This is a genomic window from Candidatus Synchoanobacter obligatus (assembly GCF_024259865.1).
GTDB lineage: Bacteria > Pseudomonadota > Gammaproteobacteria > Comchoanobacterales > Comchoanobacteraceae > Synchoanobacter > Synchoanobacter obligatus.
This window is the reverse complement of the sequence record NZ_JAKUDN010000001.1, coordinates 98,323-118,954: the sequence shown is the minus strand read 5'-3', so window position 1 is coordinate 118,954 and position 20,632 is coordinate 98,323. Positions and strand designations below refer to the sequence as shown.

Below are 20,632 nucleotides of genomic sequence, written 5' to 3'. Positions count from 1 at the left end.
GTTACAGTCAGAGATTGCGTGTTATGAAGTATGATCAAATCAGCCAAAAAAGCTTATTATCATATTTGTGTCGCACCAACTGGGTGCCGTAGGCATTACTATGAATAACTGCCAGTCACAAATACGATAAGTATATCGAGGGCAAAGACACTCTCGAAATACAGGTAATGTTTTATTTAGGAGCAGCTTCCTTAGAAAGATGCTCTTGAACAAAAGATAAGATTTCATCTTTAGGTTTTAAGCCTGACATGCGCCCTATTTCTTTTTCCTTGAAGAACAGTGTCAATGTAGGCATGCTTCGTACACGTTGACTAGATACAATATCTCCTGCTTTATCTACATCAATTTTTACCACAGACAGAAATGATTGATGTGTCTTAGCGATATCATCAATAATAGGGCTTAGTGTGTTACATGGGCCACACCAAGCAGCCCAGAAATCAACCAATACAGGTTTTTCCATAGACGCTTCAATAACTGACTTTTGGAAATCAGCCAAACTTGTCACATCTTCTTTATCTTGTGGAAGATGAGCGAAAGCGTGCTCTGATGATAAAAGACTTTGTGGCCTTGGCCCCTTGCTCAGGTGTTTGGTAAGCGTTGCAACGACTTCTTGATAAGCCTCATATGCTTCTTGGATAAGTGGAGTAGAAAATACGGCGTGCTGTTGTTCAAACTCCCTATATACTCTGACTATGTCAGATTTAAATTCTTCTAGTGTTGTTTTAGGAGTCATTGGAAGTGTTGCACTTATCTCATCAAAGTCTTTTTGCAGGTCCATTGATAATAACTCATCTAATGCTGGTAGTTCACTATGTATTTGGAAAGAAGAACGAAAAGTCTTAAAAGAGAGCGTTGAGCAAGTTTCAGCAAGCGCTTCATGCCCTTGTGTTGCTTTTATCGCAACAATGTTTGTTAACCACTTACTGAGTTCTAAAGGTGTTTTTTTATCCTGTGTGATAGCTTGTGCACGTTCTGGGTAGCGAACAAGTATCTGTTGTAGCATCATGACTTTTAAATAATTGGTGATAGCAGGCGTTTCCTGCATTTCTTGCGCTGCAGCTATTGCTTCAGGACTCGTTCCCGCGCTCAGTTCTTCCATGTTCATAAGTACTGGATGCTTTTTTTGCAAAGCTGCAAGAGCCTCTGTAAATGAGTTTTGGCAAGCTGTTTGGTCATTGGTAAAAACACTTATCTGGTTTTTGAATAGGGTAAATACAGCATGACAAAGCGTATCGAAGTCTTCTCCTAAAGAGTCTTTCATCGGCGCAAGGTATTCGTGAATATAACCGATATCTTCAGCAGAGGCAGTGATGCTCAGCGGGCTTTGCTTTTGTCGTAGTTTGTTTATGAAGTACTGTCTAATGTTCATGTTTTCTTATTCCTAAATGTGTGTTCATATTATCTTAGTGCTAAAGTTAATTTTCTCAAACTTTTTGCTCTATTTCGTTAATATTAGGAATGATGGCTGGAGCCCGCTACATGCCGCTGTTATTGGTCCTTGGCTCATGCCTCAATGCTCCAAGCAGAGTCTAGCCAGGGGTATGTAGCACCTAGAAAAAGATCTAAATTAAAAAAAATATGTAGTGCTGAGGCTTGTGCGGATCATATGTTTCATATGAATAATATTTGGTTTATGTATAGAATAGGGTGTCTTCTAAGTTTGTGTATGTGGTATGGATTGATGTAGGTTTCCAATATCTATTGGTCATTGGCTTAGAGTCCATATTGTCATGATTGGTAAGGGTTGGTGAATGAGCTAAGGTGTTGGTTCGTTGTTCCAGCCACTGCATGGGATGTGGCTTTAGTGGTTTAATTTTATATATAATCATACTATACTTTTATTGAATTAGTTGGTAAGATCCTTTTATTTTTTGGTGGTGACAGTGAATCGGTATCATGTAACACAAATATTATCATTTATCAGTGTATTTTCTGCAGTAGTCTGGTGGTATATGTTTCCTGATAACATGCTCTATGCTGATGATGTGGTAGGGTATATGTTGATGGTGCTACAGCTTGCCATTATCCCCAATGCTTTTTTGAGTTTATTAACGGCCGTAATATTACTAAGAGCCGAGCAGTTAAAGTTAATGGCGGGTTGCTTTGTCAGGTCTGTGCTATTGCTTTGGGGGATTGCTGTTATCACATTACTAGCCCTATGGTTTGCTATTTCAAGTGGTGTGGGTAAGCCTTTTATGTTGCCAACATTTTCGGTTGAAGGAGCGAGTGTTGCATTGGCAGTGCCATTTGTGATGTTATCCGCAGTCATTTTAGGTGTGATCATCGCAAAAAATGAGAGGCTAAAAAGGTTTGTGCCATGTATTCAAAACATTCAAAAACAAGTCTCGATCGTGTTTGAATATATTTTTCTGTTGATTCCAGTATTGGTCTTCTTTGTTATTATCAAATTTTTAGGTTTTGCAGGGTTTGATCATTCATCGATGGCGATTGGCTACTTTATGTTGGCACTGCTGTTTGTAGCGGTGGTCAATGCCGTGATTTTTCCATTTTTGTATCGCCACTTCTTATCAGTCACATTGAAAGAGTATTTAGATTTGATTATGCCGGTGGCCTTAATGACTTTTCTGGCAGGGGATAGTATTGCTGCCATTCCGCTGATTGCTCGAGCATCACGTCACCATGGTCAAGAAGAGCAAGTTCAGGTTTCAAGAATTATTACCATGGTTGTGATTTGCTTTCCTTGGGTAGGGGAGCTTGGTAATCTTATCTTCCCAGTATACAGTGCAACTTTAGAAAGCTTTGGCTTGTCGAGCATCCTTTCTATCTTATCTGTTGGACCATTTTTTATGTTTACAGATCCTTATGTATCGGTACCTGCCTTGATGAAAACCTTTAACTTCCCTGAAGTCTATCGTGTGACTTACATGACGCTTGCACTGTTAACAGATCATATGTTTGAGGTTTGTGAATCTATTGCTGTTTTATTTGTGGTTTTAAGATTAAAGACGGTGCTATTTGATTCTAAGGATATTAAGAAAACAGCATAAATTGTAGAGAAGTCAATTCAACATGTTATAATGCTTTATAGATAAAAGCATGAGAAATAATAATGATAGATCCAGTATCTTTGATAGCAATGATTAAAGGCCGCGCTGTTGATGAATGGCAGCATGAATTGGTCAATCCTGAGTTGGCAAAGGATCCTCGGATATTCCAAGTATTATTTGATCAGGTCTGTCATGCGATAGTTGCTCAGAGTCAAGAGAAAGAGATGCTCGATGTATTTAAACACTGTCTTCAGCAAGGCGCTTGTCTGGATCTTTTGTATGGAGGTGAAACATCCGTTTTAGCGATGGTATATGATGAGTCATGGCCTCAGACTGTTCATGCACGAACATTTATGCAAATGCTCATCAATGCGGGTATCCGTAATGATTACTGGGAGCACCCTGCAAGCACAATCGCTCATGCAGCTGTTATTCAGGGTGATCCTGAGATGCTAGCATTACTTCAGAAGGCAGGGGTAGACATGACAATGGTAGATGGATTGGGTGAGACGCCTATTGATCTTGCGATAAAGTATGAGCCAAAACCAGAATGCCATGAGGTGTTGCAAAGAGCCATTATGCCGGAATGTCAATTGGCAGAATCTATCAAGTTGGGATTGATACCTAGGGTGATTCAGCGGCTTAGGTTATCTCCCTTGTTAGGTAGGATTCAAGCGCAGATTAAAACAATACTATGTGTTGATGCTAGGAGAGCGAATGGCGATCTTGTTAATTTACCATTAGAGATCTGGGCGTTCATTATTAATCATTATTGGTTGTCAACTCTTAGGTCGGTATGTGGTCTGAAACTAGTCGAAGGTGCTGAGGAATACGTATGTGAGCTGGCATTTCCTTTTGTGAGGAGTCAGTTAAGACTTATGTTTAATCTAGCTACGGATGGTGGTGTTGGCGCATTATCACTTGTATATTATGATGACGCCAAAAAGAAGGTATTCAATGATGTTTTTAAACAAGAGTGTATGAAGGTGTACTTGATTGAAGAATGTGACATGGCAATTCGTCGTCCTCAACGTGAATTATGAGCATAATATAAGATTATGTTGGTGTCAATTAAGATATATGTTATAATTAACAGTATATTATAGAAGAATCGAACAGGTAAGTTTATGGAATATTTATTAGAATGCATTGAGCAAAGCAGGTACGGTGAGGCTAAGGCCTTAATCTGTCAAAAATCAGGGGTAATTAACAACAGCGAGGTTTTTATTGCTGTTTGTGTGAGTGTAAGAGATCATGGTTATTCACCTGAGTCACTAGAGATACTTCGACTGTTATTGCTTAGAGGCGTCGATCTTTTTATAGAAAGCCCCATTAGAGGGGTGACCCTGAGAGCTTGGCATTATGTGGCTGTGTATGTTCTAGAGCCAAATAGGAGAGGTATTGAGCTGGCGTTATCTGCCACTAACCTAAGCTTTCCCCAAAAAGCTTTCACTGAGGCCAAAGAGAGGCAGCGCATTAAGTATAAAAAGTTGACCCCTTTAAGGCTTATGGATGCCGAGAGGATGCCTGTAGCGCCGCCAGCATGGTCATATGAATGGTTTGGGGAAAAAATTGATCAATATGCATCCGGCAACACAGGTGTTACACAGGTAACGATTGAAGGTGGTATAACGAGTGCTTTTTTAGCGTTGATCAATGCTTATCCATTTAAATTTAGTGAAGCAAAAGAGATGGTGAAGGCAAACCCAAGCCTGATTAGCAACAGTAGTAATTTTATTGCTTTGTGTGAAGAGGTAAGATTAAATCTATCTGCCGAGTCACTAGATTTGCTTGAGATGTTTTTAAATGGAGGTGCAGACCTTGATGCGACGGTACAGGCAGGACCGGGTGAAGAAAACACGCTCTTAGGTGTTCTTTCGTATTGGCCGGGCTATTATCAACCGGAAAAGCGCGGCGGGCACTTGGTCTTCTTGAGACTATTGATTGGCGCAGGAATGTTATGTGGGCGATATAGATTCAATGGTTTATTGGGCACCGAGTTGGCCAATACGGCGGTTCAAGAAAGGGATGTTAAGGCATTAGGTTTAATGATGCAGGCTGGGTTACCAATGGATACAATGACCGTTGAGCATGGCGATTTAAAGGTTGATGGCAGTATTTGGTCTAGCAGACCTGGTTGCGTAGCCGTTTTAGAAAGTGATGTGACACCAGAGTGGCCTTTACAAGAATGTATCAAACTGGGTTTGAAGTCTAGAGTGATTAAGCGACTTAAGCAGTCTTCTTTCTTAAGAAATCTTAACGAAATTATCAAAACAGTATTTTGCATTGATGCTAGGCGAGAGGGCGACGATTCACTTATTAATTTGCCATTAGAGCTATGGGCAGTGATCCTTAATCAATATTTTCTAAGTACCAAGGTTCTTGGTGGTTTGACATTGGCTCAGGATGATTATTGTGAATTAGCAGCACCAGCCATTGCTGACCAGCTATCATTAAAATATTCTCCACCATATTCCCAAAAAACAAGTCGTTTGAGTTTTTGTGCCACAGTAAACGGAAAAATCCAGCACTGGGATATCTTTGCATCAAAGGACTTTAAAGGCTTAGAGAAGTAATTTAAGCACGCAAGTGCAGATAATCTTTGCTCATGTGTTAGGGAATCTCCCGCCTTTGGGCGGGAGAGCCGCAATTAGTCTTCGTGATAAGTACTGACCCAGTGGTTGAGAAGCATCACACCATAACCTGATGCACCTTTAGGGGTGTATGCTGTTGCGCTTTCAGCCCAGGCCATGCCAGCGATATCCAAGTGTGCCCATGGGGTATCATTTTCAATAAAACGAGCAATGAATTGTGCTGCGGTGATTGATCCTGCCCAACGTTTACCGATGTTTTGCATATCAGCGATATCGGAGTCGATTTGTTTATCATACTCAGGGCCAATGGGTAGCTGCCATAGACGTTCTTTGGTTTCTTGACCTGAGTGGATGAGGTGTTGGGCAAGTTGGGTGTTGTTGCAGAATAAGCCGCCATATTCATGCCCTAAGCTGACCACAATCGCACCAGTTAAAGTTGCAAGGTCAACAATCTCTTTTGGTTTGAACGTCTGTTGGACATAGGTTAGGGCGTCTGCCAATACCAATCTGCCTTCTGCATCAGTGTTTAATACCTCAATGGTTTGTCCAGACATAGATTTGACAACATCACCTGGGTTTTGTGCATTACCATCTGGCATGTTCTCAACCAACCCAACAATACCAACGACATTGGCTTTCGCACGTCTGGCTGCCAAAGTGTAGAGAAGTCCAGTTACAGCACCAGCACCGCCCATATCATATTTCATTTCGTGCATATTGGCAGATGGCTTTATAGAGATGCCTCCGGTATCAAAGCAAACCCCTTTACCAACTACTGCAACAGGGTCTTTTTCAGAGCCTTTCCAGTGCATCGCTACTAAGAAGGGCGGTTTAGAAGAACCTCTTGCGACACCATGTAGTGCATTCATGCCATGCTTGATGATGGCTTCTTCATCGAGTACGGTGACCTCAACGCCTAGGGGCCGCAGTTGTTTGACAATACGGTCCTTGAACTCTTCTGGTGATAGGGTATTGCTAGGTTCTGATACCAAGTCACGACAGAAAGAGACACCTTTTGCGATATGTTGGGTTGTTGCATAAGCTTCTTCCGCATGACAACAATCATAAATGCTGACAGCTTTAGGCGCTATATTTTTAGGCTCGGAATAATAGTGGTTAAAGCGGTATGCGCTGAGTTCGACGCCAAGGACGAAGTCTGCAATTTTTTCTTTACAGTCACATGGAGGAATAATTAAGGCATTATCAATTTTATGTTGTGCGACGGCTGATAGGATTGTACCACCGAGCTCTTTATGGGTTTGGTCTTTTTTGCGTTTTAATAGAAGGTATGTGGTATCACTGTGATAGAGCATGGATCCTTCAAATGCGGGTATGTCAAATCTGATGTCAAGGTCTTCAGGGATATCTAAGCTGTTATCATTAACATATAGGCAAATGATTTTATCTGGAGCGATAGATTTGGTGAAAGTCATATTCATAGGGGTATTCCTTGAGTAATTGATTAATATATAGTATATTATGCTATCGTGGCATTGAAGGCAATGCCTTTATTGGATAAGATTTAAAGATTATGACTCAATTTATTGTAGATGTTGCTCAAGATGAGGAAGAGAGCAAAAAAGGACATCCTATATCATCGCGGGAAAAAATATATGCGGCTCTCGAGCAGCCGGTGCATTTTGACGACTTATTTGCGGCACTAAAAGACCCCCTTTGGGCAAAGAGTGCGGTTTATAAAAGGGTTGCTGCTATGGTTCGTGATCAACAGTTGATTGTGGAACAGGAAATCGTTAGCCACGCTTGTGTGACGAAAAAGGTTGTGGCTAAAGTCATCGTAAAGAATGCATTACTCACCATCACAATTGATGGTGTCGATTTACCATTATCAGAGCGGCACTCTCAGGGTGTTTTTCCGGATGATGAGATTGTGGTTAGGGTGCCTGAATCGGTTGATTCACGCTCAATTCCAGTATTGGTAAAAATTAATACAGTGGATGCAAAGCAGTTGTATTGTGTTGTAAAGTATCACAAGCATAAGGTGCGTATCCTACCTTTTGATCAAAGAATTAAACAAATGCTTGTTTTGGATAAGCATCAATCCTTCCAGGAGGGAACGGTACTATTGGTGAAGCGTCATGAGAAGCAATCATCCAAGCGGGTCTTAAAAGTAACAGTTGTAAATATTTTAGGAGATATTGCAGAAAACGGCCTTGAAAGGCGGGTTGCTCGGCAAGTTTATAGTTTATCTGATGATTGGCCAGATGATTATGCCATCACAGGCGCTGATCAAGACACAATTGATCGCGTGTCAGAGCGTCGGGAGTCATGGGAACATCTGCCGTTGGTGACTATTGATGGTGCTGATGCCAAAGATTATGATGATGCGGTGTATGCAGAGAAGACAGACAAAGGCTATCGCCTGTATGTCGCTATTGCTGATGTATCACATTATGTTGAGCAGGGCACAGAGTTGGATGTTGAAGCAGCAAAACGCGCAAATTCAGTGTATTTGCCAGGTTATGTTATCCCTATGTTGCCAGAAGTGTTGTCGAATAATGCGTGTTCATTATTGCCTAATGTAAAACGTTTGGCGATGGGATGTGTGGTTGATATTGACAAAAATGGGCGGCGAGTGGGTACTCGGCTGGCTAGAGTGGTGATTAAATCACATGCGCGTTTGGTCTACGAGGACGTCCATGCGATGATTCAAAAAGAGCAGGATACGCCAGATTGGTTGCAGCAACCATTAAGTCATTTAGATCAGCTGGCAAAATGCTTACGGGAACGGCGTATTGCAGATGGAACCATTATCATCCGCAGTCATGAAACAAAGTTTGGTTTTGATACGTCAGGAACGTTATCTTCTGTACAGGAAGTCGAAAGGGTATGGCCGCATCAATTGATTGAGGAGTGTATGTTATGTGCGAATACAGCTGTTGGGCAGTTAATGCATCAAGAGCGTGTGCCTTTAATCTATCGATGTCACAATGAGCCAAGTTCTGAAAAAGTCGAAGCCTTTCAGGATTATTTAAGATTTCACCAGATTCAGCTGCCGGATCATCCAACTCCAGCTGACTTGCAAGCTGTGATTGATCAATGTCAGGGTAAGGTTGATAGCCATGCGGTTGAAATGATGGTCTTAAGAACACTGTCACAGGCTTATTACTGTGCAGATGGCGTGTCACATTTTGCGCTTTCTACCGATTATTACACACATTTTACCTCTCCCATTCGTCGTTATGTGGATTTAACCGTTCACCGAGCCATTGGTGCATGGTTGGATAAAAAGCCATGTTCTGATGAAGGGCTAGAGAAGGTTGCCAGTCAGTGCTCAACCAATGAGCGTCGCGCAGATGAGGCGGGATGGTTTACCCAGGCTTGGTTAAAAGCCAAGTGGATGTTGCCATCTATAGGGAAAAAATATTCTGCAAAAGTGGTCAGTGTGACCCATTTTGGATTGTTTGTGGCGTTAAAAGAAGCCCCTATTGAAGGGTTGGTGCATATTTCTGCTCTGGGTAAAGAGTTTTATAGTTATCATGCAGACACCATGACATTGCAAGGGAAATCATCAGGCAAAGTCTATGGTCTCGGGCAATCATTAACCGTACGGTTAACAACGGTAGATTTGGCGTTACAACGAGTTGATTTTGTTGTAGATTAGCTAGAGTGTTTGACAGCGGCAAAGGATGGTGTTTAAATAGAGGGGTAAACATCAAGGACTGATTATGGCCAAAACCATCTTATTTGAAAAATCTTTTCAAGTGCTTATAGGCTCCCCGCAGATGCAGCAAGTTGCTCAGTGTGAAGCGTTGTTAAAGGGAAAATCTCAAAAAGAAAGACAAGAAAGGGTGAAGGTGTGGAAAATGTCATTAGAGAGAGCTCTATCAACCCCAGAAGCATTTAAGGTACACAGCAGAGATGGGGTTTTTTACGATGAATCAGAGCAAGACTCGTTGCCCATTCAGACTCTTGCTCTACAGATTTTCATTGCAGAAAAATGGATGAATCGTGTCGTTCGTACCAAGGAGCTTGCGAAAATGCTTGAAGCGTTTAACGCACTAGATAGCACATTTCTTCAGAATGTTTCTAGGGAAGTTGATGATCTTTACGAAGCAATATTTAGATTTTGGGAAAGTATACGATTATTCGAAGGCCAAATCGCAGCGCTTGAAGATAGATTGGTATTGATTCAAGCTCTGAATTTGAATGGAGTCTGTAAACAAGTAGAACAGCTCAATGGTGAGGTACAAATGCGTTATGGCGAGCATGATGCGCTTATTGCTAAAATATTAAAAAGCAGTTTAAAGTCAAAAGATTCAGAGGCGCTTACTCTAGCAGGACAATACCAAGATGGCAAGCAATCCTTTCTTGCTAATTTAACAAAGTTAAAACAGCGGGTTACTGGATTAAATCAGCAAGATACATTATGGTCTGATTGTGCAAAAAATATGATTGATTCATCAGATAGCCATGATATTGATGTGAGTGGGGCTTATAGCGTGCTATCTAAAAAGCTCTCAGTGGCGTGTGGTTTTGCTGAACCAAAGAGCTATGATTTGATTCAATGGGACATGTTTGCACAACATTCATTACTGCATCAAGATCGCATTCAGTCAAGACGAAATGCTAAGAGCCTGCTGTTTAACCGCCTCTTGATATTGCTTTTTGCAGTCTTATTATTAACAGGTATTGCACTTCTGGGCTACTACGCTTATGCTGCTAAAGTGGCAGTGTCACATTTGGCTGTTGGATTGTCATTGGCTTCAATATCTGCAGCAGCTATTTTTGGTGTGAACGTTTGGCAAAGTCGAGAGCTTGAGAGGCGGTTCAATGAGGGCCAGAAAAGCCTTAACTCGTCACCAGTATCAAGCGATGGTTTTGATGAAACGCCTATTCATGGCGGTGCACCTGCTGAATTTAGTGCGGAGCTCAATAATGCTCATCTTCCAATAGCTGGGCTGTAATAAGCTGCCCACTAACGGGGTTTCCTTGATGGGTTCTCAGTGTGGTTGGCAAGCTTTCAATAATATGGAATTGTTGTCTTTTAAGCAGTGATTCTACCCAGATGACATTGTGTTGGAAGCGGGCGTTTTCTGTTAAATGAAAAGAGGCTTCCTTTGAGGTTTCAATGCTGAAGATAATCATTCCTTTGTGATTTAATGCGTGCTGCATGGCTTGAACCAGTAGGGTAAGGTCGCCAATATAAGGCATCAGTTCAGCGGCGATGATTATGTCAATATTGCTTTGCGACTTTAGAAAATTCACACAATCTTCTTGGTGTAAACTGCAATAGAGATTGGTTGTTTGTGCTTTATTCAGCATGTTGGCAGACAGGTCAACGCCAATGAGCTCTTTTGCAAAAGGTTTGAGGATATGTCCCATGAGCCCAGTGCCGCAACCAAGGTCTATGATTCTGTTGCTAGGGTCTGTTGAGCGTTGCTCATGAAGGGCTAATTGAATTTTTTCAGGTAATTGGTATTTGAGCATGCCCAGTAAATGCTGGTCATAGTAGCTGGCATATTGATCAAAAAGGTTTGATACATAGTGGCTAGGTGATTGCGTGATCTTATGTTGGGTTTGTTCAATCGCTGAGAGAATATATTGTATTTCCTGATTGCTAGGATCCAATTCAAGGGCTTTTTTATAATGGATGATGGCATGTTGCCGTTGATGGTTTTGGAGAGCAATGGCTGCGATATTCATATGGGATTCTTTATGATTTGGGTCTTGTAAGAGTACTTGTTGGAAGTATTCAAGTGCTTCTTCATGCCGGTTGGAATAATGGTATGCCACGCCAATATTGTATTGTAATTGTATGATGTTGGTTTCGTCTTTGGGCGCCTTGCTCCAGTATTCAATGGCATTGGCATGCATGCCTTTCACATGGTAGTAGGCTGCAATGTTTTCCATTAAGTGGGGTATTGTTGGGTCTATTTTTTGGGCTTGAATGAAGTGATGAAGTGCCTCTTCATCGTCATTGAGGGCCAGTAAGGTACGGCCCAAGCCATGATGTGTATCTGCATGATTGGGGCGATGCTCAAGGCTTTGTAAATAGTAAGTTTTGGCATTTTCTAACTCTTCAAGGCTTTCATAGGTTAATGCAATTTGGTAGGGTGCTTTTTCATGCCCAAGGCTGGCAGATTTTTTAAGAGAGGGGATGGCTTTAGGGTTATTACGGTTGAGCAGTACCAGACCTAGGTTAAAGTAGGCATCTGCATATTTTGGTTGTAAACAGATGGCTTTCTTTAAGTAATCTATAGCTCTTGTGTGGTCATCTTGAGTCATGTACAGGCTAGCAAGATTATTCATGGTGACACATTGGTAAGGGTTATGTTTTAAGATGTTCAAGTAGAGCTTACAGGCTTTTTTGTATTGGTGTGTTTTTTTATAGCAGGTTGCTAGATTGTTTTGGATGCTAATGGCCTTTGGTGTGTAAGACAGTGCTTGTTTAAATGCAGTGATGGCTGCTTGATACTGTTGTAGTTGCCCATAAGCAATCCCTAAGAGTTCAGAGCATTGGCTTTTGAGTTGTGTATCATCGGTTTCAGTGAACAGAATTTGGTATTGCCTAATCGCATCGTCAACTTGGCCATTTTGATGGCGCTTAAATATCGGAAGAAGCTGCGGCGCGGATATTGTCATGTATTGCCTCGGATAGAAGTAAGATATTTATAACATAATGTGGCCTACTGTTGTAGGTTCTTATAGCATCAAAGTTTGAGTATGTTAACCAATAGTCAGAAGTATCATCATTTAACGTGAAGCGGTATATATGGCGTGCATCTTGATGATGGTTTGTTTGAATAGAGTGCTGTGCTTTTAAAGCAGCAGCTTCTTCTGTGGTGGGTGTATATGGTATGGCAACTTTTCCAGTGTTCCAATTGCCTCGATCAATCAGATATTTGGCAATTGAGAATATGGCATCGTCAGCATTAAATAAGTCAGGTACCGCCCCCTGTTCAGAGGTTGCATGTTGGAGATACGATGTTGGCATAAATTGTGGTAGGCCAATGCCACCGTCCCAGGATCCTTTTACTGTGCTAATGTCAATGACTTTTTTAAGGTCAAGTTCAATGAGCGCTTTCAGTTCATTAATGAAAAAGGCTTTTCGATTCATTTGGTAGAAGTTAACGCCTTCTTCTGAAGCGCCAGAGGTTGAAATGGTCAGTGCGGTTTTGGTATTGGCAATCACGGTGGCCAAAGCGTCTTTGATTAAATGAGATCCCGTAAAGCTACCATAGTTGCTCTCAGCACCAATAATGGCTGTGATAATGAATGGATCAACATGGTATTTTTCCTCTGCGGCTTTTAAAGCCGTATAATGCTTTTGATAAAACGCAGCGCCTTTTTTGATACGGTAAGGGTCCACTAGGTTCTTTTTAAACTGACAAAAGGGTGATTTGACCTTAGGCGCAGCTGTCGTTCTTTTTTGAGTGTATTGATTATTGGAGATACATGATAAGATCTCTTGTGAGGCGTGAGTTGATAGGTGGGTGCTATGCGCAATATCCATGCTAATGCTTTTTAAGTCACTGTTGGTATGCGGATCTAAAATATCGGGTCGTAGATAGCAGTCTGATGCAGGTGGAATGAGGGTGTTTAGAAAAGATAGCAATAAGAGCATGATTCACCATAAGTGTTGACGTTTAGGATTAACGTGGCCCAATTTTAAAATGATAGAAAGGCTCACCAGTGTGGCAACAAAACTGGTACCACCGTAACTCAATAGCGGTAGAGGGACGCCCACAACGGGAATGATTCCTGAGACCATGGCCATATTAATCCATGCATTTAACATAAAGCCACATCCGAGCGCAATACAAACCAGTTTATTGAATACTTGGGGTTGTTTGTAGCCTAAATAGATACTTCGAAATCCAATGGATAGGATCACCATTAGCCAAACAATATTCCCAAAAAAACCAAACTCTTCACTGAGCACGGTGAAAATAAAATCCGTTTTATGCTCTGGAATATAACCCAATTGGACTTGTTCACCGTTGCCATAGCCTTTTCCCCATAGGCCGCCGGAGCCAATGGCTATTTTTGATTGATGAATATGATAGCCATGGTGCTTTAAATCCTCGTTTTCAGAAAAAAGCGTGATGATGCGTTGTTGTTGGTATGCATGCAGTTGGTGCCAAAGAATGGGAATGGTGGCAAAGGTTGCGATAATGGTTATCAGAATAATTTTACGGCTCAAGCCTGCAATAAACAATGTAATACTGCCGATAAAAAGGATAATGAGCGCGGTACCTAGATCAGGTTGCTTCAAGACGAGAAAGAAGGGAACAAGAAGCATCGTAATGGCTGTGATGAGAGGCCACCCTTGAATGGGTATCCCATGCTTATGAATATGAGATGCCAATGATAATGGTAACGTAATTTTAACAAGCTCTGAGGGCTCAAACTTGACAATCCCTAAGTTTAGCCAACGCTGTGCGCCTTTTGTCGTATCGCCATAGTAGAGGACGATTAATAATAAAATTAAGCTAAAGATGAATAAAGGGAAAGAGCTGTCTCTTATGGTACGGTCATCTGTCATGGCTAAAGCCCCAAAAAAGATGATCGCAAGGCTCCCTTTGGTTAATTGTTTTAAGGGCAGTGCCCATTCAAAATGATTGGCACTGAATAGTAATATGATACCAATAAAAACCCCTATGGTAATGAGGCCCAGCAATGTTAGATCGATATTTCCTTGTCTTGATGAGAACATTTTGACTCCTAATCGATTAATTTTACAAGGAAATATTCCAGTCTTCAAGACATTTAGTGCTTGTTTATGCTAAAATTATTGCTGTTTTTGAAAAAATACATGATTTTTCCTAAGATTTGGTTATAATGCGTTGATAATTAAATTGAGAAAATGATGAGAAGAAATGAGAATCCAAAACCTAAGAGCAGCCCAAGTTCAGCTAGTAAACTTACGGTAAAAAAACCCTCCAAGCATAAGAAATCTTCAGTTGCTGGTAAGCTTTTTGGTAAGGAAAATAGCCCAAGTAAAGTTAAGCTAGGTGATCTATTGGCGAATCATGCCTTGTTAAAACGGTTAATCGAACAAGCTGTGCCTGGAGATGTTGCTGCCAATCTACGTCTGGATAGTCTTCTTCCAGACTCTGAAGGTATTGAAGGTGTTAGTGGTTTTAATGTAGACGAAGCTTCTGTCGCTGAGGGTGCGCTTATCGCCCCGTCTGTATTGGGTGCTAAGTTAGATGCTCTTTGTCAAGAGTTTGTGGACAATAGAAGTTCGTCTGATGCTGCTACGTCAGCTGTAGGTTGTTCTATTTTTGAATTGTGTGAGGAAGGACGGCCTGTTGTTTCTCCTGAGCTGCAAGGTATTTGTGCATATCCCAGAGGGCTTTCTGTAAGTCATCGAGCAATTGTAGGACTGGGTTGGGACAAACTGGTATCTTTGAATTCGCCATCTTCGAGCCCATCAAAGGGTCGCTAGAGGATATAATTGTGCTTGTGGCACCAGTCTAAGATATTTTGAGCAACTCTAAGGGCTTCGTGTTGGTGTTCTATCACAACAACGATGACAATGCTTGGGTGGTCAACTGGTGCAAAGCCCACAAATAAGTGGTGATCCTTTTGGTGTTTGGGTAAATGCTGATAGTCGCTTTTATTCTCTAGTGTGGCTACTTGCGCAGACCCTGTTTTTGCAGCGAGGGTGTAGGTTTTTTTGCCAATGGATCGAGCGGTTCCCGATAGGGCAACATCCTCCATCGCAGCAATAATGGTATCTCTGTGGTGCTTGGAAAACTGCATTGATGATGGCATGGGCAAATAATACCCTTTTGTCATATGGAGTGGGTAGTCATATCCATTATTTGCTAAAAGCATGACAGCTCTTGCTAGCTGTAAGGGCGTGGCAAGGATGTCTCCTTGGCCGATACCTGAAATAATGGTTTGGCCATCATACCATTTTTTGTAATGCTTTTTTCGGTACTGTTTTGTTGGAAGAACACCTTGTGCTTCATAAGGTAAGTCTATGTGGGTTTTCTCTCCAAATTTAAATTGTTTTAGGTATGATACAATATTATCAATACCGATATTATGGGCTAAGTGGTAGAAATAGGTATCATTGGATAGTTGGATGGCTTTATTCAGGTTGACCTCCCCATGGCCATTTCGATTATAGTTATGAAACGCTCTACTCTTATCATTAAGTTTAAAGGATCCGGAGTCATTGATGATGGTTTCACTGGTGATGTGGCCATCCTCTAATGCGCATAAGCCTATGAAGGGTTTTACAATGGATGCTGGAGGGTAGAGAGCTTGGGTGAAGCGTGTGAACATTGGTTTCTGTGATCGCTCAGTATTGGAGACTCTTTTGCTGCTAAGGTCAATGGTGTTCGGATTATAGCTTGGGCTGCTTGCAGCGGCTAAAACCTCTCCTGATTGGGGGTCTATCACCAAAACAGAGCCTGTAAGGCTGGCTAATTGATCAAAGGCGTAGCTTTGTAATTTGCTGTCAATGGTCAGCTGTAATGGCATTGCACGTGATGGCTGTTGGGCAATGTTTTCTGAAACAATCTCTCTCTTTGCATTTAGTGTATTATGTTTACTGCCAGCTTGGCCTTTGAGATAGCTGTTGTGGTGCTTTTCAATACCACTTTTTCCAGACTGAAAAGGAATGTTGCTATCAGGAAGCTCACAAGATTCTGATGCTTTATCGTGCCCCACATAGCCAATAATATGTGCTGAAGCGTGACCAATAGGATAGTGTCTTTTTGTCATACTTGAGAGGTATTGATGAATACTTGTGCTTGTTAAAAAGGCGTACTGACTGGGCAATAAGTAAATTCTTTTATCGGAAAAAGGAGGAGCAATAGCAATATTTTTTAAGAGTGCTAAATGATCAGATGATAAGCTTTGGGTGTCTAGCGCAAAAGTCGTTCTATAAAGTGCCATGGGTAATGCGTATCTGTCTATAATATCCGCTCGATATGGCATAAGGGTAAATGATTGCTTGTTATTATTCTTAGCCAGTTTTGCATAGTGCGAAAACTGAGTAATTTGTAAACGATAGATACGGTAGGTGAGCCCGCAAAATATCAGGGCAAAAAATCCGGAGATAAGCAGCAACCGGTATAAAGTAATTTGTGATTCCTTCCGATGATTCCTGAGTTTTTGCATTATCTATGATAGGGGTGGTTTAGTGCTAAGGTGATAGACCGGTAGATCTGTTCACAAAGTAGCATATGAGCCATTTCGTGTTGTAAGGTCATATGAGATAACGATATTTGGCGATACTTTTCTAAGATATCAGGTGACAAACCATAAGCAGGGCCAATGACAAAGGTGATGTTAGGAGCGGTAATCTTATCTTTTTGGAGTAACTCTGAGAATGCATTGCTGGTATAGTGCTTGCCGCGCTCGTGGCATAGGTAAACAGTTGACTGCTTCGGGATTTTGGATTCAATTTGGGCGATATCGAGAAGCATCATCTCTGCAATGGGTCTTTGAACTTTATGAGGTTTAATGACGATGGACTGAATTTTTTCAAAGCGTGCTATTCGTTTTTCATACAGTGAAATGGCTTCTCGAGCCCAGCTGAAGCCTTGGTGGCTACAAGTGATGATGGTAAGGCTCATTCTCTATTTGACCAAAGTGACTCAAGATCAATGTTAATCCTGGCATCAGGTGTCATGATATGGATCATAATATCGCCAAGGTCAATGAGCATCCATTCTTCTTCAGGTGCATTTTCTGTATATTGGCGTTTTTCGCCAGATTCTTTTAATAAGGTGTTGGCAATAAATCGCATTTGCCGGTGGCTGGTCACAGTTGCCAAAATCATGTGGTCACACAGGATGGTTTTGTCTGCGGTGTGAAGAATAACAATAGATTGAGCATGAAGCTCATCTAAGCGGTCTTTTATTTGGTTAACGTTCATATATGTTGCTTGATTACTATTGATTTTATTATGCCATAGTTTTATGATGAATGCGATAAATATTTATTAAAGGGGCACGATGTGACAAATGAAGTTTGGGTATGGTTAGATTTAGAGATGACAGGATTAAATGTTGAGGTTGACCAGATACTGGAGGTGTCTTGTATTTTGACGACAACAGACTTATCGGTATATTCCGGTGTGGCTTTTTCTGAAGTGGTTCACTATGGAGAGGATGTGCTTGAGGGTATGTCTGATTGGTGTATAGAGCATCATGGCAATTCAGGCTTGAGTCAAGCCGTTCGTGAGAGCCACAAAAGTCTTGCAGAGGTCGAAAAAAAGCTGATCGAGTACATACAATCGCAAACGCTGCCGACGAATGTACTATATTTGGCGGGAAACTCTATTCATACTGACAGAGCATTTGTTAAGCGCTATATGCCTGGGTTAGAATCAATCCTGCATTACCGCATGTTGGATGTTACCGCTATTGCTATGTTTGCGTATAGTATGGGGATCCCAGCATTTGAAAAACGTTCTTCGCATCGTGCATTGGATGATATTAAGGATTCTATTCAAGAGTTGAGGCATTATAAAGATCGCTTGGGTCGTGCTGAATGAAGCAGCAAAAGCTAATTCTTCAAGATTTAGAGGACATGTACCGTTTTGCATCTATGGTGGCAGAGAGTGCCAGGGTGTTTGATGGTCCATGTATGATTCATCTTTCCGGTGATTTGGGGGCTGGTAAGACAACGTTCTGTCAGTATTTTATTGAGACCTTTGGCTACCAGGGGCATGTATCAAGCCCAAGTTACGCCCTAGTAAATACTTACGCCACACAAGAGTGTAACATTGCTCATGCTGACTTTTATCGGTTGGACGAAGAAGACTCACTAGATTTGATTGGATGGGATATGGTTTGTGAAGAGTCTGATATATTGTTGATTGAGTGGCCAGTGGCAACCATGTCTGAGCCAGACATGCTCATCCAGTTTGCATTCAGCGAGTCCATTAGGTCAGTAACGTGGATACAATATTCTTAATCATCTAATCTATCAGTGCTCACCATTGCCGCATCAGGCTTGGTATGCCTTTGGCTGTTAGGGTTTCTTCGCACGTTGTTGTTTGCGGTTGATGCACTTTTCGTGCGATTATTTGACCGACTTCTACGTCTTGGGCGTTTAATGTTCCCTGGGCTGGTGCCATCCCGTCGGTTTTGATTCTGATTATTGCGGCTTGTTGGCTTAGATTTCGTTTCCGCAGCAGTATACACTTTTGGTTGAGACTCTTTTCCTGGCAAAATGATATTCATAAACCTTTGAATGGCATTGCCTGTTGTTTGTTGCTTAGGATGTTCTTTATAGAGATCCTGCGGAACAATCGGTTGTGCCTGTCCTGGATATTGGTGCAGCTTGGTTTGAGGTTCGCTAATTTCTTTTTGTTCATAGCTTGGTGTCGTGCCACCATTGCTGCGTTTAAAAGTGTATTTGCTATCGATATATTGCTCATTGGCAACAATAATAATCTTGTTTTGATACATGCGTTCTATTTGATTGATGTGCTCTCTCTTTTCGTTCAAGATATAGCATGCAACATTAGGAGATGTTTGGATGGTAATGTCTTTGTTTTTCTCCATGACCGAATTGTCTTCGGCTTTATGTAGTATGGTATTGGCAATAGATAGTATTGAGCGGTTAAAGCCAAGGCCATTACAAGACTTACACTCCACATAGTGCTGGTCAGTAATGGATGGCCCAGGCCTTTGTCGGGAAATGTACATACAGCCAGTTAATGCAGAAATAGGTTCAAAACGCATTTTGGCACGTTCGGCGTTGATGTATCCTTCGAATATTTGTTCAACTTTATCACGACTATCTGCTGCGGTCATGTCAATAAAGTCAATGACAATAATGCCGCCAATACCGCGTAGCGATAATTGCTTGATGGTTTCTTTTGCAGCCTCAAGGTTGGTTTCAAGGGCAGTATCTTCAATGTTTTTTGCATTGGTTGACTTGGAGGAGTTGACATCAATGACCGTCATTGCTTCAGTGTAATCAATCACTATAGATCCACCAGATTTCAAGTGGACTTTTCTTAAAAATAGTGAGTTAATGTCTTCTTGCACCCCAAAATGCGTAAAGATGGGGACTTTGTTGGTATAAAGGGTTAGTCGATCAGCAAACTCTGGTCTGGTTAATTCTAGAAAGACTTTGAGCTTGGAATAGGTCGGCTCGTGATCAACCACAATGGATGTGATGTTTTTTCTGAGCCTGTCTCTTACGGATCGAATCAGTGTGTCAGCTTCTTGGTGGATCAAGGACGGGTTGGGGGCAGTTTCAAGTGCTTCTTGCATTTTTTTCCAATGGTGCAATAAGCATTCTAAATCCCAGGCAAGTTCATCTTTGCTTCGGTTAATGCCTTCAGTTCGTACAATGACTGACAGCCCTTCAGGAATATCTAGTTGAGACAAGACCTCTTTTAGTTTTGCACGCTCATTTTGATCAGCTTTTTTGGAGATGCCGTTGTTTTTAGAGTTGTTAGGCATAAGAACCATATAGGCGCCTGCCAGTGCTAAAAAGGTCGTTAATGCCGCACCTTTATTGCTTTTTTCTTCGCGATTTACCTGGACAAGAACTTTTGTCCCGGTTGTGACTTTTTTGGTTGTTTCACCATTTTTGTCAACAGTTTCAATGAAGTGCTCGGGAAGAATTTCCTTGAAAGGTAGGAACCCATGTCGTTGTGAGCCAAAATCAACAAAGACAGCATCGATACCTGGTTGTACGCTTGTAATGGTGCCAAGGTAGATGTTTCCACATGAGCGATTCAAATCATTTTCCTGCGTTTCAAGAGAGAGCAGGGTTTGATTCTCGATGATTGCAACACGCGGCTCAGTGGGCTGCTTCGCGTTAACGCACATAAATTTACTTGTCATTTCAATAACCTAAAATTTTTAAACAGTATAGCTTTAGTAAGACACAGGCTGTTGGTTGCTCGGTAATTTGCTTTAAAACTTCATGCTTAAGCTGAATTTAAGCCTCTTTGTTGCTTAACCCAGAGCTGAGTGGTATCTTGCAGCTATATAACTTATCTTTAAACTATCACAAATATCTGCTATCATCAATAAATTTTTTAATTTTGTTATATTTAACCAATTTGAGAGGGCTGTA

General features: G+C 41.4%; 18 protein-coding genes. 8 read left to right on the top strand and 10 right to left on the bottom strand.

What is annotated here, in order from left to right; translation table 11 throughout:
- Window positions 1-172: 172 nt before the first annotated feature.
- Window positions 173-1,372, bottom strand: coding sequence for a thioredoxin family protein (locus MKS91_RS00570; protein ID WP_258568904.1), 1,200 nt, complete (start codon window positions 1,370-1,372; stop codon window positions 173-175).
- A gap of 262 nt (window positions 1,373-1,634) precedes the next feature.
- Window positions 1,635-1,832: a hypothetical protein gene (locus tag MKS91_RS00565; RefSeq protein ID WP_258568903.1), complete on the bottom strand. Its 198-nt coding sequence runs from the start codon at window positions 1,830-1,832 to the stop codon at window positions 1,635-1,637.
- Between the two features lie 54 nt (window positions 1,833-1,886).
- Between MKS91_RS00565 and MKS91_RS00560 the strand changes: the two genes are divergently transcribed.
- The 3 genes from MKS91_RS00560 to MKS91_RS00550 all read left to right on the top strand — a co-directional run bounded on the left by MKS91_RS00560 (window position 1,887) and on the right by MKS91_RS00550 (window position 5,587).
- The gene (locus MKS91_RS00560; protein ID WP_258568902.1) at window positions 1,887-3,011 is read left to right on the top strand and encodes a cation:dicarboxylate symporter family transporter; all 1,125 of its coding nucleotides are present in this window, start codon (window positions 1,887-1,889) and stop codon (window positions 3,009-3,011) included.
- A gap of 89 nt (window positions 3,012-3,100) precedes the next feature.
- Window positions 3,101-4,054: an ankyrin repeat domain-containing protein gene (locus tag MKS91_RS00555; protein WP_258568901.1), complete on the top strand. Its 954-nt coding sequence runs from the start codon at window positions 3,101-3,103 to the stop codon at window positions 4,052-4,054.
- A gap of 84 nt (window positions 4,055-4,138) precedes the next feature.
- Window positions 4,139-5,587 (top strand): hypothetical protein, encoded by a 1,449-nt coding sequence (locus MKS91_RS00550; protein WP_258568900.1) that lies wholly within the window; start codon window positions 4,139-4,141, stop codon window positions 5,585-5,587.
- A 74-nt stretch (window positions 5,588-5,661) separates the two neighbouring features.
- Here the strand turns inward: MKS91_RS00550 and MKS91_RS00545 are convergent, their stop codons facing one another.
- Window positions 5,662-7,044: a leucyl aminopeptidase gene (locus MKS91_RS00545; protein WP_258568899.1), complete on the bottom strand. Its 1,383-nt coding sequence runs from the start codon at window positions 7,042-7,044 to the stop codon at window positions 5,662-5,664.
- 92 nt (window positions 7,045-7,136) lie between these two features.
- Between MKS91_RS00545 and rnr the strand changes: the two genes are divergently transcribed.
- Window positions 7,137-9,227: a ribonuclease R gene (gene rnr / locus MKS91_RS00540; protein WP_258568898.1), complete on the top strand. Its 2,091-nt coding sequence runs from the start codon at window positions 7,137-7,139 to the stop codon at window positions 9,225-9,227.
- A gap of 64 nt (window positions 9,228-9,291) precedes the next feature.
- Window positions 9,292-10,530 carry a hypothetical protein gene (locus tag MKS91_RS00535; protein WP_258568897.1) on the top strand — a complete coding sequence of 413 codons (1,239 nt, stop codon included), beginning with the start codon at window positions 9,292-9,294 and terminating at the stop codon, window positions 10,528-10,530.
- Here the strand turns inward: MKS91_RS00535 and MKS91_RS00530 are convergent.
- From MKS91_RS00530 to rodA, 3 genes are read right to left on the bottom strand one after another with little or no spacing between them, the layout of a single operon-like run.
- Window positions 10,496-12,208 (bottom strand): tetratricopeptide repeat protein, encoded by a 1,713-nt coding sequence (locus MKS91_RS00530; RefSeq protein ID WP_258568896.1) that lies wholly within the window; start codon window positions 12,206-12,208, stop codon window positions 10,496-10,498. The genes MKS91_RS00535 and MKS91_RS00530 overlap by 35 nt on opposite strands.
- Complete coding sequence (locus tag MKS91_RS00525; RefSeq protein ID WP_258568895.1) at window positions 12,171-13,190, bottom strand: lytic murein transglycosylase; 1,020 nt, start codon at window positions 13,188-13,190, stop codon at window positions 12,171-12,173. The genes MKS91_RS00530 and MKS91_RS00525 overlap by 38 nt, the downstream gene beginning before the upstream one ends.
- A gap of 3 nt (window positions 13,191-13,193) precedes the next feature.
- Entirely contained in the window at window positions 13,194-14,282 is a 1,089-nt protein-coding gene (gene rodA / locus MKS91_RS00520) for a rod shape-determining protein RodA (protein ID WP_258568894.1), read from the bottom strand.
- 150 nt (window positions 14,283-14,432) lie between these two features.
- On the opposite strand from rodA, the gene MKS91_RS00515 reads away from it, so the two are divergent.
- The gene (locus MKS91_RS00515; protein ID WP_258568893.1) at window positions 14,433-15,017 is read left to right on the top strand and encodes a hypothetical protein; all 585 of its coding nucleotides are present in this window, start codon (window positions 14,433-14,435) and stop codon (window positions 15,015-15,017) included.
- Here the strand turns inward: MKS91_RS00515 and MKS91_RS00510 are convergent.
- The 3 genes from MKS91_RS00510 to rsfS are packed head-to-tail and all read right to left on the bottom strand — an operon-like array spanning window position 15,014 to window position 17,465.
- A complete protein-coding gene (locus MKS91_RS00510) occupies window positions 15,014-16,705 on the bottom strand; it encodes a penicillin-binding transpeptidase domain-containing protein (RefSeq protein ID WP_258568892.1) in 1,692 nt (563 codons plus the stop codon). The genes MKS91_RS00515 and MKS91_RS00510 overlap by 4 nt on opposite strands.
- Complete coding sequence (locus MKS91_RS00505; RefSeq protein WP_258568891.1) at window positions 16,705-17,163, bottom strand: 23S rRNA (pseudouridine(1915)-N(3))-methyltransferase RlmH; 459 nt, start codon at window positions 17,161-17,163, stop codon at window positions 16,705-16,707. Before MKS91_RS00505 ends, MKS91_RS00510 begins: the two co-directional genes overlap by 1 nt.
- Window positions 17,160-17,465, bottom strand: a complete 306-nt coding sequence (gene rsfS, locus MKS91_RS00500; RefSeq protein ID WP_258568890.1) for a ribosome silencing factor — start codon at window positions 17,463-17,465, stop codon at window positions 17,160-17,162. Before rsfS ends, MKS91_RS00505 begins: the two co-directional genes overlap by 4 nt.
- 81 nt (window positions 17,466-17,546) lie before the next feature.
- On the opposite strand from rsfS, the gene orn reads away from it, so the two are divergent.
- The gene (orn, locus tag MKS91_RS00495) at window positions 17,547-18,086 is read left to right on the top strand and encodes an oligoribonuclease (protein ID WP_258568889.1); all 540 of its coding nucleotides are present in this window, start codon (window positions 17,547-17,549) and stop codon (window positions 18,084-18,086) included.
- A complete protein-coding gene (gene tsaE, locus MKS91_RS00490) occupies window positions 18,083-18,508 on the top strand; it encodes a tRNA (adenosine(37)-N6)-threonylcarbamoyltransferase complex ATPase subunit type 1 TsaE (protein ID WP_258568888.1) in 426 nt (141 codons plus the stop codon). The genes orn and tsaE overlap by 4 nt, the downstream gene beginning before the upstream one ends.
- Here the strand turns inward: tsaE and MKS91_RS00485 are convergent.
- On the bottom strand, window positions 18,505-20,382 hold the full coding sequence (locus MKS91_RS00485) for an Rne/Rng family ribonuclease (RefSeq protein WP_258568887.1): 1,878 nt from the start codon (window positions 20,380-20,382) through the stop codon (window positions 18,505-18,507). The two genes, tsaE and MKS91_RS00485, sit on opposite strands and share 4 nt — an antisense overlap.
- Window positions 20,383-20,632 lie beyond the last annotated feature (250 nt).